The organism is Allotabrizicola aquatica (SeqCode) (assembly GCF_965194375.1).
Taxonomy (GTDB): Bacteria; Pseudomonadota; Alphaproteobacteria; order Rhodobacterales; family Rhodobacteraceae; genus Tabrizicola_A; species Tabrizicola_A aquatica.
Window position 1 is genome coordinate 31,329 of sequence record NZ_CBDAEL010000012.1, and the last position, 14,959, is coordinate 46,287.

At 64.3% G+C, this 14,959-nt stretch carries 13 protein-coding genes; 8 read left to right on the top strand and 5 right to left on the bottom strand.

The genetic code is table 11. The features are described 5' to 3' along the window. Positions 1 to 11 precede the first annotated feature (11 nt). From AC72UB_RS12445 to AC72UB_RS12460, 4 genes are all read left to right on the top strand, one after another. The gene (locus AC72UB_RS12445) at positions 12 to 1,487 is read left to right on the top strand and encodes a UDP-N-acetylmuramoyl-L-alanyl-D-glutamate--2,6-diaminopimelate ligase (protein WP_505190074.1); all 1,476 of its coding nucleotides are present in this window, start codon (positions 12 to 14) and stop codon (positions 1,485 to 1,487) included. Next, positions 1,487 to 2,923, top strand: coding sequence for a UDP-N-acetylmuramoyl-tripeptide--D-alanyl-D-alanine ligase (locus AC72UB_RS12450; protein WP_505190075.1), 1,437 nt, complete (start codon positions 1,487 to 1,489; stop codon positions 2,921 to 2,923). The genes AC72UB_RS12445 and AC72UB_RS12450 overlap by 1 nt, the downstream gene beginning before the upstream one ends. After that, the gene (mraY, locus tag AC72UB_RS12455; protein WP_463289608.1) at positions 2,923 to 4,005 is read left to right on the top strand and encodes a phospho-N-acetylmuramoyl-pentapeptide-transferase; all 1,083 of its coding nucleotides are present in this window, start codon (positions 2,923 to 2,925) and stop codon (positions 4,003 to 4,005) included. Before AC72UB_RS12450 ends, mraY begins: the two co-directional genes overlap by 1 nt. A 119-nt stretch (positions 4,006 to 4,124) precedes the next feature. Continuing rightward, a complete protein-coding gene (locus AC72UB_RS12460; protein ID WP_505190076.1) occupies positions 4,125 to 6,161 on the top strand; it encodes an AsmA family protein in 2,037 nt (678 codons plus the stop codon). A 123-nt stretch (positions 6,162 to 6,284) separates the two neighbouring features. On the opposite strand, the gene AC72UB_RS12465 is transcribed toward AC72UB_RS12460, so the two are convergent. Further along, positions 6,285 to 6,905, bottom strand: a complete 621-nt coding sequence (locus AC72UB_RS12465; RefSeq protein ID WP_505190077.1) for a GcrA family cell cycle regulator — start codon at positions 6,903 to 6,905, stop codon at positions 6,285 to 6,287. Positions 6,906 to 6,998: 93 nt separating this feature from the next. On the opposite strand from AC72UB_RS12465, the gene AC72UB_RS12470 reads away from it, so the two are divergent. Beyond that, positions 6,999 to 7,316 (top strand): hypothetical protein, encoded by a 318-nt coding sequence (locus AC72UB_RS12470; RefSeq protein WP_463289612.1) that lies wholly within the window; start codon positions 6,999 to 7,001, stop codon positions 7,314 to 7,316. A gap of 164 nt (positions 7,317 to 7,480) precedes the next feature. Here the strand turns inward: AC72UB_RS12470 and guaD are convergent, their stop codons facing one another. After that, entirely contained in the window at positions 7,481 to 8,764 is a 1,284-nt protein-coding gene (gene guaD / locus AC72UB_RS12475; RefSeq protein WP_505190078.1) for a guanine deaminase, read from the bottom strand. A 130-nt stretch (positions 8,765 to 8,894) separates the two neighbouring features. Here guaD and mgtE point away from each other — a divergent pair, with 130 nt between their 5' ends. From mgtE to AC72UB_RS12490, 3 genes are all read left to right on the top strand, one after another. Then, entirely contained in the window at positions 8,895 to 10,265 is a 1,371-nt protein-coding gene (mgtE, locus tag AC72UB_RS12480) for a magnesium transporter (RefSeq protein ID WP_505190079.1), read from the top strand. After that, entirely contained in the window at positions 10,265 to 11,452 is a 1,188-nt protein-coding gene (locus tag AC72UB_RS12485) for an MFS transporter (protein WP_505190080.1), read from the top strand. Before mgtE ends, AC72UB_RS12485 begins: the two co-directional genes overlap by 1 nt. Before the next feature lie 104 nt (positions 11,453 to 11,556). Beyond that, positions 11,557 to 12,108, top strand: a complete 552-nt coding sequence (locus AC72UB_RS12490) for a 5-formyltetrahydrofolate cyclo-ligase (RefSeq protein ID WP_505190081.1) — start codon at positions 11,557 to 11,559, stop codon at positions 12,106 to 12,108. Between the two features lie 87 nt (positions 12,109 to 12,195). Here AC72UB_RS12490 and AC72UB_RS12495 read toward each other — a convergent pair whose 3' ends face one another. From AC72UB_RS12495 to AC72UB_RS12505, 3 genes are read right to left on the bottom strand one after another with little or no spacing between them, the layout of a single operon-like run. Continuing rightward, positions 12,196 to 13,521, bottom strand: a complete 1,326-nt coding sequence (locus AC72UB_RS12495; protein ID WP_505190082.1) for a DUF8689 domain-containing protein — start codon at positions 13,519 to 13,521, stop codon at positions 12,196 to 12,198. Between the two features lie 57 nt (positions 13,522 to 13,578). After that, positions 13,579 to 14,091: a prepilin peptidase gene (locus tag AC72UB_RS12500; protein WP_505190083.1), complete on the bottom strand. Its 513-nt coding sequence runs from the start codon at positions 14,089 to 14,091 to the stop codon at positions 13,579 to 13,581. Between the two features lies 1 nt (position 14,092). Beyond that, positions 14,093 to 14,941: a tetratricopeptide repeat protein gene (locus AC72UB_RS12505; protein ID WP_505190084.1), complete on the bottom strand. Its 849-nt coding sequence runs from the start codon at positions 14,939 to 14,941 to the stop codon at positions 14,093 to 14,095. Positions 14,942 to 14,959: the final 18 nt, after the last annotated feature.

The following is a 14,959-nucleotide window of genomic DNA, read 5'->3' on the forward strand; positions in this document are numbered from 1 at the left end:
GGGGTCAGGGCATGGCGGGAAAGCATTTATCGGAACTTGGGCTGACCGCGCGCGGTGGCCGGGATCCTGTGCTTTCTGGTCTGACGGTTGACAGCCGCGCGGTGCGTTCGGGCACATTGTTTGCCGCCCTTCCCGGGGCGCGGATGCATGGGGCTGAGTTTATCGGCCCCGCCCTGCGAATGGGCGCGGCGGCCATTCTGACCGATGCGGCGGGGGCGAAGCTTGCCGCCGAGGCGCTCGAGGGGGCTGACGCTGCACTTGTAATTGCGGATGACCCGCGCGAGGCTTTGGCCTATGCGGCAGCGCTGTGGTTTGGCGCGCAGCCCGCGACCATGGTCGCGGTGACCGGGACCAATGGCAAGACCTCGGTCGCCACCTTTGCCCGTCAGATATGGGCAGCCCTTGGCCATGCTGCGATCAACATTGGCACCACGGGCGTTGAAGGCGCGTGGGAGGCCCCGTCCAGCCATACCACCCCGGACCCGATCACGCTGCATGCCATGCTGGCCGATGCGGCGGCGGCGGGGGTGACGCATGCGGCGATGGAAGCCTCGTCCCATGGGCTGGATCAGCGCCGGATGGACGGTGTGCGTCTGCGCGCGGCGGGGTTCACCAACCTGACGCAGGATCATCTGGATTATCACCACACGATGGCAGCCTATGCCGAGGCCAAGGCGGGGCTGTTCAGCCGCCTGTTGCCCGAGGATGGGGTGGCGGTCATCAATCTGAATGGCGCAGGTGGGGCGGCGATGGCGGATCTTTGCGCCGCGCGTGGCATCCGGACGCTGACGATCGGCCATGAAGAAGGGGCGGACCTGCGGATCCGGGGCCAGCGCTATGATGCGACCGGTCAAGATTTGCGCTTTGACTGGCAGGGTCAGCCCTATCAGGTGCATCTGAACCTTGTCGGTGGGTTTCAGGCGGAAAACGTGCTGGTGGCGGCGGGTCTGGTGATTGGGGCGGGGGCGGCGCCCGGCGATGTGTTCCGCGCGCTGTCCAGTCTGACAGGCGTGCGGGGCCGGATGCAACTGGCCGCCAAGCGCAAGAATGGGGCGGCGGTCTATGTTGACTACGCCCATACCCCTGATGCGATCGAGACCGCACTGAAGGCGCTGCGCCCGCATGTGCTGGGCCGGATTGTCATTGTCTTTGGCGCAGGCGGCGACCGCGACACCACCAAGCGCCCCCTGATGGGCGCTGCCGCGCGCGCGCACGCCGATGTGCTGTATGTCACCGACGACAATCCGCGCTCGGAAGAGCCTTCCGCCATTCGGGCGGCCATTTTGGCCGCGTGCCCGGAGGCGAATGAGGTAGGCGATCGGGCTGAGGCGATTTTGCGCGGGGTGGATGCTTTGGGGCCGGGGGATGCTTTGCTGATTGCGGGCAAGGGGCATGAGACGGGCCAGACCATCATGGGGCAGGTCTATCCGTTTGACGATGTGGAACAGGCCAGCATTGCGGTGGCGGCCTTGGATGGGGTGATCTGATGCTGTGGACCTCAGACGAGGCGGTGGCTGCGACCGGGGGCCGGACAACTGGGCCTTGGGCGGCGGGGGGCGTGTCGATTGACACGCGGACCTTGCAGCCCGGCGATCTGTTCGTGGCGTTGAAAGATGTGCGCGACGGGCATGACTTTGTGGGCCAAGCGCTGGAAAAAGGGGCGGCGGCGGCGTTGGTCAGCCGGGTGCCTGACGGGCTCTCCTCGGGCGCTCCGCTTCTCGTCGTGCCGGATGTGTTGAAGGCGCTGGAGGATCTGGGCCGGGCCGCGCGGGCGCGGGCCAAGGCGCGGGTGGTGGGGGTGACCGGGTCGGTCGGCAAGACCTCGACCAAAGAGATGCTGCGGGTGGTCCTTGGGGGCCAAGGCCGGGTCCATGCGGCTGAGGCGAGTTACAACAACCATTGGGGCGTGCCTTTGACGCTGGCGCGCCTGCCGCGCGAGGCGGATTTCGCGGTGATCGAGATTGGTATGAACCATCCGGGTGAGATTGCGCCCCTGTCGCGCATGGCGCGGCCGGATGTGGTGGTGGTGACCACGGTCGCCCCGGCGCATCTGGAAGCCTTTGAGAGCGTTGAGGGCATTGCCCATGAAAAGGCCTCGATCATTGAGGGCTTGCAGCCCGATGGCGTCGCGATCTTGCAGGCTGATGTGGTGACAAGCCCGATCCTTTGCGCCAAGGCCAAGGCGGCGCAGGTGCGGTGCCTGACCTTTGGGGCCGCCGAAGCGGCGGATTATCGGATGGTCTCGGTGCAGATTGGCGATGACAGCACAGTGGTGCGCGCCACGCGGCAGGGCCAGCCGGTGCTTTATAAGGTGATGTCGCCGGGGCGGCATTTTGCGGCCAATGGACTGGCTGTGCTGGCGGTGGCGGATGCCTTGGGCCTTGATCCGGTGATTTCGGCGACCGATCTGGGCCGCTGGCAGCCTCCGGCCGGGCGCGGTGTGCGCGAGCGGATCATGCTGGATCTGGTGGAGGAAACCGGGTTCGAGTTGATTGACGATGCCTTCAACGCCAATCCCGCCTCGATGGCGGCAAGCCTTGAGGTTTTGGTCAACGCGCGGCCGCAAGACGGGATCGGATCGCGCGCCAAGGGTCGCCGGATTGCGATTTTGGGCGATATGCTGGAACTGGGGCCGACCGAGGCCGCGCTGCATGCCGCGATTGCCGAAACGCCGGGTTTGGCGGCCATTGACCTGATCCACTGCGTCGGGCCGCGCATGAAGGCGCTGCACGCCGCCCTGCCGCGCGGCCAGCGGGGCGATTGGGTGGCCACGGCGGCCGAGCTTGTGCCGCGTGCGCGCCACTTGATCGACGCAGGCGACATCATTTTGGTCAAGGGATCAAAGGGCATCAAGGTGTCACTCATGGTTGACGCTTTGCGCAAATTGGGGCAACCAGCCGCGGCCGCACAGGGAGACGCATAATGTTGTATTGGCTGACCGAGTTTTCTGACGGCGGCGACGTCTTTAACCTGTTTCGCTATATCACCTTCCGCGCGGGCATGGCCTTTGCCACGGCGCTGATCTTTGGTTTCCTGTTTGGCCGCCCGCTGATCGACCTTTTGCGCCGCAAGCAGGGCAAGGGCCAGCCGATCCGCGATGACGGGCCGCAAAGCCATTTGGCCAAGGTGGGCACGCCGACGATGGGGGGGCTTTTGATCCTGTCGGCGCTGGTGTTCTCAACGCTGCTTTGGGCGCGGTTGGACAATCCTTACGTCTGGATCACCCTTTTGGTGACGCTGGCTTTTGGCCTTATCGGCTTTGCCGATGACTATGCCAAGGTGACCAAGCAAACCACGGCGGGGGTCTCGGGCAAGGTGCGGATGGCGGCAGGGTTGGTGATTGCCGCGCTTGCGAGCTATGCGGCGGCCAGCTTTCATCCGGTGGCCTTGACCAACCAGCTGGCGCTGCCGTTCTTCAAGGATGTGCTGATCAACCTGTCGGTGTTCTTCATTCCCTTTGGCATGTTCGTGATCGTGGGGGCCGCCAATGCGGTGAACCTGACGGACGGGTTGGACGGGCTGGCGATCATGCCGGTGATGATTGCGGGTGCCACGCTGGGGGTGATTGCCTATGTGGTCGGCAACTATAACTTCTCGGAATATCTCGGCGTCCATTTCGTGCCCGGCACGGGCGAGCTTTTGATCTTTGCCTCTGCCCTTTTCGGCGCGGGCTTGGGGTTCTTGTGGTACAACGCGCCCCCTGCGGCGGTGTTCATGGGCGACACGGGCGCGCTGGCGCTTGGCGGGGCCTTGGGGGCCATTGCGGTCTGCACCAAGCACGAGATCGTGCTGGGCATCGTGGGCGGCCTCTTTGTGGTTGAGGCGCTGAGCGTCATCATTCAGGTTTTGTATTTCAAGCGCACGGGGCGTCGCGTGTTCTTGATGGCACCGATCCACCACCACTTTGAAAAGAAGGGCTGGGCTGAGCCGCAGATCGTGATCCGGTTTTGGATTATCAGCCTGATTTTGGCGATGATCGGGCTGGCGACGCTGAAGGTGCGCTAAGCCAAAAGGCGCTGTCGGCCCCCGACTGGCGAAAGCTTGCCGGGCTTGGGGTTGCAGCTTGCCTCGTTGCGGAACGGCCGTAGACTCGGGCGCAGTATCAGTTGCGCCCCGGAGGCCCCATGCGTTGGATTGTTCGCAGCGTCGTTGCCCTTGTCCTTGCGCTGGTGACTTTGGCCGTCTTGGCCGCAGGGGCTTTGTTCCTGATCCCGTCTGAACGCATAGCGGGGCTGGTGGTTGGACAATTCAAGACGCTGACCGGGCGAGAGCTGCTGATCGAAGGGTCGGTTCGGCCAACGGTTTGGCCGGTGCTGGGGGTCAAGACCGGCAAGGTGTCGATCTCGAACGCGGACTGGTCCGATCTGGGCCCGATGTTTCAGGCCGAGGCGCTAGAGATTGCCGTGGATATGGCAGCGCTGATCGGCGGGGAGGCCAAGATCACCGCTGTCACCGCTCTGGCGCCTGAGCTTCTTTTGGAGCGCGCCCGCGATGGGCGGGAGAATTGGGTCTTTGGCGGCGCAAGTGGCGGGTCGGTCAGCACGACAACGCCGGGCGTTGGCGCGCCCTTTACGCTCGGTCGCGCCTCGATGTCGGGGGGGCGGCTGGTGTTTGTCGATCATGGCACGGGCACGCGGGTCGATCTGCAGGATCTGTCCGTAGAAACCGCGATCCCGGACTTTGAAGGTCCGGTGCAGGTGGTGCTGTCTGCCGTGCTGCAGGGACAGGCCTTTGCCGCCGATCTGACCTTGGGCCAGTTCCGCGCCTTTTTGGATGGCAAGCTGGGCCCGGTGACGCTGGCCTTTGAGGCGGGCGAGGCGTCGGGCCGCTTTGAGGGGCAGGCGGGCTGGAAGCCGATGGCGGCCAAGGGCGATGTGCAGGCTGATCTGGGGCGGTTGACCGAGGTTGCCGCCCTCGCAGGCGCTGCGGCACCGGATTTGCCCAAAGGCTTGGGGGCGGGCGGTGTCACAGTTCAGGGCGGGCTCACGCTGACTGATGCCGGATCGGTGCATCTGCGCGGGGGCACGCTGCGGCTGGATGAGACGGTGCTGGCGGTCGATGCCGATCTGACCCAAGGCGAGGACCGGCCCAAGCTGGTGGCCAAGGTGGTGGCTGGCGCGCTCGACCTGCAAGCGGCGCTGGGGCAAAGCGGGGGCGGTGCGGGTGGGGGGATGCAGTCCGAGGGCTGGCCCAAGGACCGTATCGATGTTTCGGCCCTGTCGGCGCTGGATGCTGAGGTGTCCTTGAAGGCTGATGGCGTCAATCTTGGCCTTGCCACCTTTGGCCCCACCGCGCTGCTTCTGACGATTGATCGGTCCCGCGCGGTCTTTGATCTGGCCCGCGCCAAGGCCTATGACGGCGAGATCAGCGGCCAGTTCGTGGTCAACGGGCGCCAGGGCCTGTCGGTGGGCGGCGATCTGGCCTTCAAGGGGCTCGCCTTGCAGGCCTTGATGGCCGATCTTGCGGGTTATGAGCGGCTGGTTGGCACGGGCGATCTGCGGCTGAAGTTTCTGGGATCGGGCGCATCGGTGGATGCGATCATGCAGGGGCTGGAAGGATCGGGCAGCCTTGCCGTGGGGCGTGGCGAGATCTTGGGGCTGGATATTGGCGGCATGCTGCGCACGCTGGACACCGGCTTTGTCGGTGAGGGGCAAAAGACGATCTTTGACGCGCTGACCGCCAGTTTCACCATCGCTGGGGGCGAGCTTGCGAACGACGATCTGGTGCTGGACGCCCCCTTTGCGAAGGTCACGGGCGAGGGCCGCTTGGGCCTTGGCGCACGCACGATCAACTATCGGCTGCGGGCGACGGCGCTGACGGATGTGGTGGGGGAGGCCGGGATCACCGCGCCGATCTTGATCCGGGGGTCATGGGCCAACCCCAAGATCAGCCTTGATCTGGAAGCTTTGGCGCGCGAGCAGTTGGAAGAAGAGGCCAAGGCGCTGGAGGCGGCGGCCAAGGCGCGCGCGGCTGAGCTGGAGGCGGAAGCCCGCGCCAAGGCCGCAGAGGTTGAGGCCCAAGCGCGGGCCAAGCTGGAAGCCGAGCTGGGCGTGGTGCAGGGCGAGGGCGAAACGCTGGAGGAGGCCGTCAAGCGGCGCGGCGAAGAGGCGCTGACCGATGAGGCGGCGCGGGCCTTGGAAAAGCTGCTGGGCGGCAATTGAGCGGGGCTGTCTGATTGGACGTGGGTGAAAACCTGAGCCTTGTGGCCTCTGCCGCGCTGGTTGCAAGAAAAAAGGACGGCCCCAAGGAGCCGTCCTTTTCACAGATCAATGGCGGCTAAGGCCTTAGCGGCGACGGTCGCGCCGTGCGCTCATCGGCTGGAAGGCGACGCCAACATGGGCCTCGCAATAGGGTTTGCCAGCCACGGAGGGCAGGCCGCAGAACCAAAAATCCTCGGTCGCGGGGTCGCCGATTGGCCATTTGCAGGTGCGTTCGGTCAGTTCCATCAGCGTCAGCTTCTTGGCGCGCTTTTCCACCTCGCGCACCGAAGCCAGCGCCTCGGGGCTGATCTCATTGGCCGAAGGCTGCGGCGGCAGCGGCTGGCCTGCGGGTATGATCGCCTTGCGGATCGGCAGGGGGGTGACGGTTGCGCCAGAGGCCGGAGCGGCCGGGGCCGCCTGCGGGGCTGCACGCTCGGGTGCCGGTTTCGGCGCGGCGGCGGGTTTGGCGGCGGCAGGTTCGGCGGGCTTTGGGCTGGATGGCTCGCTGCGGGCGGGGCTGGGTTGATCGGTGTCATCCGACGCCGCCGCCCCTTCGCCGGCGCGATTGGACAGGCCCAACCGATGCACCTTGCCGATCACGGCATTGCGGGTGACCCCGCCCAGCTCTTTGGCGATCTGGCTGGCCGACTGGCCTTCGGCCCACATCCGCTTGAGCGTTTCAACGCGTTCGTCGGTCCAGGACATCTTCACCTCGCCAATGCCATTTCGGCCATTCTATTCAGGACGCTATCCGATACAAGGCAAGGGGGCGGGAATCAAGCGCCGAAAGGGCCGACGATGAGTCATGATTGGCAAACACAGAAGGCAGAGACCTTCCAGACCTTCAAACAGGGGGTTCGGGGCGTCAAGGTGCCGAAAGAGGCGGTGGTGGTGTTCTACTTCCTGGCCGAAGAGCTAAAGCCGCAATGGGCGGCCGCCGAAAAGGCGTTGCGCGCGCGCGGTTTTGTCACGCGCCACGATGCCGACCAGATCGAGGCGCGCACGCCGACCGCGATTCCGATCACTGCCGAGGCGATTTGGGATTGGGAAAAAGCGGGCACCGAGGAGGTGCTGCCGTTTGATTTCTGGCCCGATGGCTGGGAAATCGAGGAGTAGGCTTGCTCCTCGTCGCCGGTCCGGCGCGCGCCGTAAGGCAAGATGAGTATTTGGAAAGGCGCAAATCCTTGGGTGCTGAGCTCTTGGATTTGCGCCTTTCCAAATACTCTCGGGGGGGAGCGGCCTTGGAACAAGGCCGCGCGGGGGGCGAAGCGCCCCCGTTTTTAGCGCGTCGGTCTGCCGTTCACCCAAGTGGCATGGATCGCCCGGTCATCGCCCATCATGATGGTGGGGAAAATCGCCTGCCAGATATCCTCGGCCCGGTGGGTGGCCTGTTCGATGGCGGGGGTTGAGGCGAGATCGACGATGACGAGATCGGCCTCCATCCCCGGCGCGATCGTGCCGATGCGGTCCTCGGCGTGCAGGCTTTGGGCGCTGCCGGCGGTGGCCAGCCACCACAGTTCGGCCGGATGCAGCGCGCGGCCGCGCAACTGACCGACCTCGTAGGCGGCCGCCATGGTGCGCAGCATGGAAAATGACGAGCCGCCCCCGGTGTCGGTGGCAAGGCCGATGCGGTGGCCCGCGGCCTTGAGCCCGCCCATGTCGAAAAGCCCCGATCCGATGAAGGTGTTCGAGGTCGGGCAATGAATCAGGCTTGCGTCCATCTCGCGCAGGCGGGCCTTTTCGCGGTCGGTCAGCCAGATGGCATGGCCGTAAAGCCCGCCCTTGCCCAGAAGGCCGTGGGCTTCATAGGTGTCAAGGTAATCGCGGGCGGTTGGGAACAGGGATTTGACCCAAGCGATCTCGTCCATTTGTTCCGAGAGGTGGGTTTGCATCAGGCAATCGGGGTGTTCGGCCCAAAGCGCGCCGAGGGCGTTGAGTTGCTCGGGCGTTGAGGTGGGCGAAAAGCGCGGGGTGATGACATAGGACAGCCGGTCGACCCCGTGCCATGTGGTCAGAAGGGCCTTGCTGTCGTCATAGGCCGATTGCGCGGTGTCGCGCAGGCCTTCGGGCGCGTTGCGGTCCATGCAGGTTTTGCCGGTCCAGATCCGCTGCCCCCGCGTTTGGGCAGCGGTGAAGATCGCATCGACGCTGGCCGGGTGAATGGTGGCATAGCTGCAAAAGCTGGTGGTGCCGTGCGCCAGCGTCAGATCGCAGTAGCGATCGGCCACCGCGCTTGCGTAGGCGGGGTCGGCAAAGCGCATTTCCTCGGGGAAGGTGTAGCTGTTCAGCCAGTCGATCAGCCGTTTGCCCCAAGAGGCGATGATGGCGGTTTGCGGGTAATGCACATGGGCGTCGATGAAGCCCGCCGAGATGAGATGGCGGCCGTAATCGGTGATCTTTGCGGTGGGATGGGCGGTTTTCAGCGCATCTGCTTCGCCGACGGCGCGGATACGGCCAGCCTCGACCAGCACGGCGCCATGGGTGATGTGGCGCGCGGCTTTTGGCCCCATAGCAAAGGGATCCGCGGTGAAGGTCAGGACTTGTCCCAGAATCAGATCGGCCATGATGCCCCCGTGCAGTCGGCTTGTGCCAACCGGAGCACCCTAGAGGCTTAAGCCAATTCGGTAAATTTCAAATGCCCCCCTGTTTTGCCGAAAACAGTTTCGCTAAGCATTGGAAAGCGGGAGTGCGCCGATGGACGAGAATCTGGCCATCATGGACGAGGATGAGGTGCACGCCGACCGCGTGGCCGCGATTCTGCACGCCGTGGAAGCGGGGGACACCGGCCGGTTGACCGGGCTGATGGCCCCGTTGCATGCCGCTGATGTTGCCGACCTTTTGGAACAGATGGATCCCCATGACCGCCGCGCGCTTTTGGCGCTTTGGTCGGGCGGGATTGATGGCGATGTGCTGTCGGAACTGGATTGGTCGATCCGCGAAGAGGTGATCGACGCCTTGCCCGATGCGGTGGTGGCCGAGGCGGTTCGCACGCTCGACACCGATGATGTCGTTGATATCCTTGAGGATCTGGAACCTGAAGGGCAGGAAAAGATCCTTGACGCGCTTGAGGTTGCCGACCGGGTCGCGGTGGAGCAGGCGCTGGCCTATCCCGAAGGCTCTGCGGGCCGCTTGATGCAGCGCGAGGTGGTGATCGCGCCAGAGCATTGGACGGTGGGCGACGCGATTGACTATCTGCGGGCGGCAGAAAATCTGCCCGATCAGTTCTACCATGTGATCTTGGTTGACCCGCGGATGAAGCCGGTGGGCTATGTCACCCTGGGCCGGGTCTTGTCAGCGCGGCGCGATGTGGCGCTGCGCGCGATCATCGAGGACAGCTTTCGTACCGTTTCTGCCACCGATCCCGAGGGCGATGTGGCCTATATGTTCAACCAGTATCACCTGATTTCCTGCCCGGTGGTTGATGCTGGGGGACGATTGGTGGGGGTCATCACCATTGATGACGCGATGAATGTCTTGGACGAAGAGCATGAGGAAGACCTTCTGCGCTTGGCCGGGGTGGGGGACGAAAGCTCGATCGCGGATGGGGTCTGGGACACGATGAAGGCGCGCCTGCCGTGGTTGGCGATTTCGCTGGTCACGGCGAATATTGCCGCCTTGGTCGTGGCGCAGTTCGAGGCGACCATTGCGCAGGTGGTCGTTCTGGCCGCGCTGATGCCGATTGTGGCCGCCATGGGGGGCAATGCGGCGACGCAATCCCTGACGGTGGCGGTGCGCGCGCTGGCGACGCGCGATCTGACCGGGGCCAATGCGTGGCGCGTGGTGCGGCGGGAGTTGGCGGTGGGGCTTTTGAACGGGATGGCCTTTGCCATTGTGATGGCGGGCGCGGCCTATGCGCTGTTTGGTGCGCCGATGATCGGCGCGGTGATTGGGCTGGCGCTGATCATCACGTTGATCGTGGCGGCACTGGCCGGGATTGTGGTGCCTTTGGCGCTCGACCGTTTGGGTTTTGATCCGGCGCTGTCGTCGGGCACCTTTGTCATCACGCTGACCGATGTGATCGGGTTCTTTGCCTTTCTGGGTTTGGCCACGGTGATGTTGACCTGATGACCGAAGCGGTGGGCAAGGCAGGCTCGATGGCGATCCTGATGCTGGCGCAGGTTCTGGTGCTGAGCGTGTGGTTCATCTCGGCGGCCACCATCCCGGGGATGCTGGCCGAGGTGGCGATTTCGCCCGCGCGGCAGGCGGCTCTGTCGAGCGGGGTGCAGATTGGCTTTGTCGGGGGGGCGCTGGTGTCGGCGGTCTTGGGGCTGGCGGATCGCTTTGACCCAAGGGCGCTTTTTGCAGCCTGCGCCGTGCTGGCGGCGGCGGCCAATGCGGCCTTGCCCATGCTGCCGGTGGGCGGTGATCTGGCGATTGCGCTGCGGGTGTTGACGGGGCTTTTGCTGGCCGGAGTTTACCCGGTGGGCATGAAGATGGCCGCCGGTTGGGGGCTGCGCGACCGGGGCTTTCTGGTGGGGCTTTTGGTGGGGGCGCTGACCTTGGGATCGTCCTTGCCGCATCTGCTGGCCGGGCTTGGCGGGGCGGATTGGCGGGTGACAGTCTATCTGAGCGCGGGCGGGGCGCTGATTGGGGGCGTGGTGGTGCTGGCGGTGGCGCTTGGTCCGCATCATGCCCGGGCGCAGGGCTTTTCGCTGCGGGCTGTCACGCTGGCTTGGACGGATCGGCGCATTCGGCGGGCTTATGGCGGCTATCTGGGCCATATGTGGGAGCTTTATGCGCTTTGGGCGTGGATGCCTGTTGCGGCGGCGGCCTCATTCGCGGGGCGGATGGGCGAGGCGGAGGCGCAGGGGTTGGCCACTTGGGTGACATTTGCGGCGATCGGGCTTGGCGCGGTGAGCGCGGTTTGGGCCGGATGGGTTGCGGGGCGTTTCGGCAAGGCCAATGTGGCGCTGTGGTCGCTTGTGGCATCGCTTTTCGCGGGGCTGGCCACGGCGGCCAGTTTTGGGGGGCCATGGGGGCTGACGGCGGGGCTGTTTGTGCTGTGGGGCATAGCCGTGATCCCGGATTCGGCGCAGTTTTCGGCGCTGGTGGCCGATGCGGCGCCGCCCGAACTTGCCGGGAGCCTGATGACGCTGCAAACGGCGCTGGGGTTCTTGCTGACCTTCGGCACGGTGCAACTTGCGCCGGTTTTGGCGGCTGAGGTGGGGTGGCAGGCTGTGCTGGCGGCCTTGGCGCTTGGCCCGGCCTTGGGAATCGCCGCGATCTGGGCCTTGCGCGAAGGGCGCGTATAGGGGGCGCCTTGAGGGACGTTCATGGGGCTTGGGGCGACGCTTTTGTGCAGCGCCGCGCGGCGTGTTGCGGCATGTTGGCGGCAGGGCAAGACGGGAGAACGGGGATGACGGATCTGGTGCAGCTGAAGGCCGAGGCCCGTGCGGCTGCCTTTGCGGCGCGCAAGGCGGCGTTTCAGCGCGGGCAGGGGCAGGCGGCCGAGATTTTGGCCGATGTGCTGGCCGCCCATCGCGGCAAGGTGTTGGCTGGCTATATGCCGATGCGCACCGAGATTGACCCTTTGGCCGCCATGGCCGCCCATCAAGGCCCGGTCGGTGTGCCGGTGATCCTTGGCCCCGGTCAGGCGCTGAAGTTTCGGGAATGGAGCCCCGGCTGCGCCATGGAGGAGGGGGCCTTCAAGGCCTATATCCCGGTGGAAGGTGCTTGGGTGGAGCCGGAGGTGGTGATCGTGCCCTTGGTGGCCTTTGACGCGCGCGGCTTTCGGCTGGGCTATGGCGGCGGGTTCTATGACCGCACGCTGGAGGGTTTGCGGGCGAGGCGGCCGACGATTGCCGTGGGCTTTGCTTTTGATGCGCAGGAAATGCCGGAAGTTCCGATCGAAGATACCGATCAGAAGCTGGATTTCATCGTGACCGAAAGTGGGGTTCGGGCGTTCTGAGCGCGCCTCCTCGGGCGGCTTCGCCTTCTCGTCGGTTGGCGATGACGAGCGACGAAGTCGACGAGGAATGCTGATCGAGAACCTCGATCACTTGGCGATCTTTTCGTCCCGCACGAACATGTTGCCCCAAGCCTTGTCGATCAATTCGGGCGTCATCTGATAGGGGATGCGTTCGAAATCACAGACCGCGATCATCTGATCGACCAGGAAGGTCGGCTGATAATTGGCGAAGTTCATGTTGATGGTGGGGTATTTGGTTTTCAGCAGATGCACCAAGGACCGCTCATCCAGTGCCATTTTCTTTTTGCGCGCCACCATGGCAAAAATCTTCAGGAACATTTCCTGATTGGGCCCGTCGATCTTGATCTTGAAGAAGATCCGCCGCAGGGCCGCGCCGTCAAAGATTTCATTGGGGTGAAAGTTGGTGGAGAAAATCACCAGCGTGTCAAAGGGCACGGTGAATTTCTCGCCGGATTGCAGTTGCAAGATGTCGCGGCCCTCTTCCAAGGGCACGATCCAGCGGTTGACCAGCTTTTGTGGCGGTTCGGCCTGACGGCCAAGGTCGTCAACGATGAAAATCCCGCCCGAGGCCTTGAGTTGCAGGGGCGCGGTATAGGTGCGGGCGGTGGGATTGTATTTCAAATCCAGCATGTCGAGCGTCAGTTCGCCCCCTGTGATCACCGTGGGCCGTTCACAATAGACATAGCGGTTGTCAAAGCGGTTGCCGGTGCGGCGCAGGGAGTTCGGGTCATCCACCGCGGCCTCAGCCGCCGAATGGACGATCGGGTCATAGACCGTGATGACTTGACCGGAATATTCAATGGCGCGAGGCACATAGATCTTGTCGCCCAAGGCGGCGCGGATGCCGTTCGAGATACTCGATTTGCCGTTGCCGGGCGGGCCATACATCAGGATTGATCGGCCGCTTGAAACAGCAGGACCGAGATTGTCGATCAGATCATCGGGCAGGATCAGATGGCCCATGCCCTTAAGAAGGTCAGGGCGGGTCAGCTTGATGTCGCGCACCGATTGGCGGCGCATCTGCGCCGAGTAGTCGGCCAAGGGCACGGGCAGGGCGCCGTAGTATTCCGACTGCGACAGCGCATCGAGCGCGCGGGCCTTGCCGGCATCGGTCAGCTGATAGCCCATCTCATTGCCCGAGGTGGCGTGCAGGGTGCCCGTCGCCTCCAACAGCTTTTGGCCGCGCGCCATATCCACCAGCTCTTGGGTCAGGGGCACGGGCAGGCAGATGACCCGCGACAGGTCTGACACCAGATCAAGGTTCATCCGGAACATGGTTTTCAACAAGATGTCGCGCAGCATCACCAGCGACAGGCCGGTTTCGGCCAGCGAGCGCGGCTGCGGCGGCGGTTGAACCCCGGTCGCGGCGGCGGGCGGCACTTGCATGTTCATGGTCGGACCTCGTGCAACTCTCGCCGGGGGATCACCCGGCCGTGTTGCCAAGGAACGCTAGAAAAGCGGCATGAGTGCGGCCAAAAGATAGAAGATCAGTGTCCCCGCCAGCGCCAGACCCATGGGAAAGTCTTTGTTGGTCCAACTGGCCCAATCGGCGGTGGCGGCGCGAAAGGTTGGGATGCGGGCAGCCAGCCGGTGGCTGGCAAAGGCACCCAGCAGGCAGGCGGCGAAAAGGCCCATCACAAAGCGCGCATCGGCCCCGATGAAGAAGGGGGCCATGACGGCGGCGAACTTGGCGTCGCCCGCGCCGAAAAGCCCGGCGGCGTTGCCGAGAAAGCCTGCGACCAGCACGATCAGCCCCAAGGCCAGCGCCCAGAGAAAGGCGGTGAAGGGCAAAAGGCCGGTCAGAACCAGCCCCAGCCCTATGATCAGGAACCCCGCGCCAAGCGCCATGACGGCCTTGTTCGGGATCTTCATGGTTTTCATGTCAGACCATGCCACCCAAATGCCAATGGGCAGGGCGGGGATCAAAAAGGCCAGCGCGGCCAGCGGCGAGAGGCTGGTCATCTTAGCTTTCCAAGGCTGCGAGGCTGCGCACGGCGGCTTCGAAATGCTGGGGGTGGGTGTCAACGGCGTTTTGCAACAGACCCTTGCCGACGGTGATGTCGCCTTGCTTTACCGCCGTGAGGCCGAGGGTGTACAAGAGTTCGGCCCGTTCGATTTGGGTCATGTCGATCACTGGCATGTCATATTTTCGCTGTGCGCCCCTCGACATCACAAGGTTGTTCTTGGCGGTGAAGAGGGCCGGGTCATAGGTCAGCGCTTGGGTGAAGAGTTTTTCCGCCGCGCCGAATTCCTTGCGCGACAGTTTGGAAAAGCCCCAGTTGTTCAGAACGCCTGCGGGCTTTGTGGTTAGGCCCGCGGCGATTTCATAGAAACTGTCGGCCTTTTTCCATTCTTTCTTGCTGTCGGCCACCATCGCCTCAAGGCGGTAACGCTCATAGGTTTCATGGGTGGGGGGGATCTTGTTCAACTCGGCCGCGGCGCGGTCCCAGTCGTTGGAGCGGATCAGCGCATCGGCGAGCGAGACGCGATCATCAAGCGTGCCTTCGGGATGGGCCACCACCTCGCCCCAGACGGTGACCGCCTGCGCCGCTTGGCCAGCGCGCACATGCGATTTGGCCAGACCGCGTTTCAGGTCGATCCGGTCCGGGTTTTCGGACGCGGTTTTCTGGAAATAGGCGACGGCCTCGTTCGGGTCGCCCACTGTGAGCATGATGTCGGAGAGGTTCGATTCATCGATCACATTGACCGATTTGATCGCGCGCTGCACTTCGGCGCTGTTTTGCGGCTGATTGCAGGCGGATAGGGCAAGGCTGCCCATTAGGGCAGACGTCAGAAAAACCGGGTGGCGCATTTTGCGTCCTTTATGACT

Excerpts from the sequence above, each read along its gene's own strand:
- AC72UB_RS12445 (WP_505190074.1), top strand. The coding sequence starts at position 12 with ATGGCGGGAAAGCATTTATCGGAACTTGGGCTGACCGCGCGCGGTGGC.
- AC72UB_RS12450 (WP_505190075.1), top strand. The coding sequence starts at position 1,487 with ATGCTGTGGACCTCAGACGAGGCGGTGGCTGCGACCGGGGGCCGGACA.
- mraY (WP_463289608.1), top strand. The coding sequence starts at position 2,923 with ATGTTGTATTGGCTGACCGAGTTTTCTGACGGCGGCGACGTCTTTAAC.
- AC72UB_RS12460 (WP_505190076.1), top strand. The coding sequence starts at position 4,125 with ATGCGTTGGATTGTTCGCAGCGTCGTTGCCCTTGTCCTTGCGCTGGTG.
- AC72UB_RS12465 (WP_505190077.1), bottom strand. The coding sequence starts at position 6,905 with ATGTCCTGGACCGACGAACGCGTTGAAACGCTCAAGCGGATGTGGGCC.
- AC72UB_RS12470 (WP_463289612.1), top strand. The coding sequence starts at position 6,999 with ATGAGTCATGATTGGCAAACACAGAAGGCAGAGACCTTCCAGACCTTC.
- guaD (WP_505190078.1), bottom strand. The coding sequence starts at position 8,764 with ATGGCCGATCTGATTCTGGGACAAGTCCTGACCTTCACCGCGGATCCC.
- mgtE (WP_505190079.1), top strand. The coding sequence starts at position 8,895 with ATGGACGAGAATCTGGCCATCATGGACGAGGATGAGGTGCACGCCGAC.
- AC72UB_RS12485 (WP_505190080.1), top strand. The coding sequence starts at position 10,265 with ATGACCGAAGCGGTGGGCAAGGCAGGCTCGATGGCGATCCTGATGCTG.
- AC72UB_RS12490 (WP_505190081.1), top strand. The coding sequence starts at position 11,557 with ATGACGGATCTGGTGCAGCTGAAGGCCGAGGCCCGTGCGGCTGCCTTT.
- AC72UB_RS12495 (WP_505190082.1), bottom strand. The coding sequence starts at position 13,521 with ATGAACATGCAAGTGCCGCCCGCCGCCGCGACCGGGGTTCAACCGCCG.
- AC72UB_RS12500 (WP_505190083.1), bottom strand. The coding sequence starts at position 14,091 with ATGACCAGCCTCTCGCCGCTGGCCGCGCTGGCCTTTTTGATCCCCGCC.
- AC72UB_RS12505 (WP_505190084.1), bottom strand. The coding sequence starts at position 14,941 with ATGCGCCACCCGGTTTTTCTGACGTCTGCCCTAATGGGCAGCCTTGCC.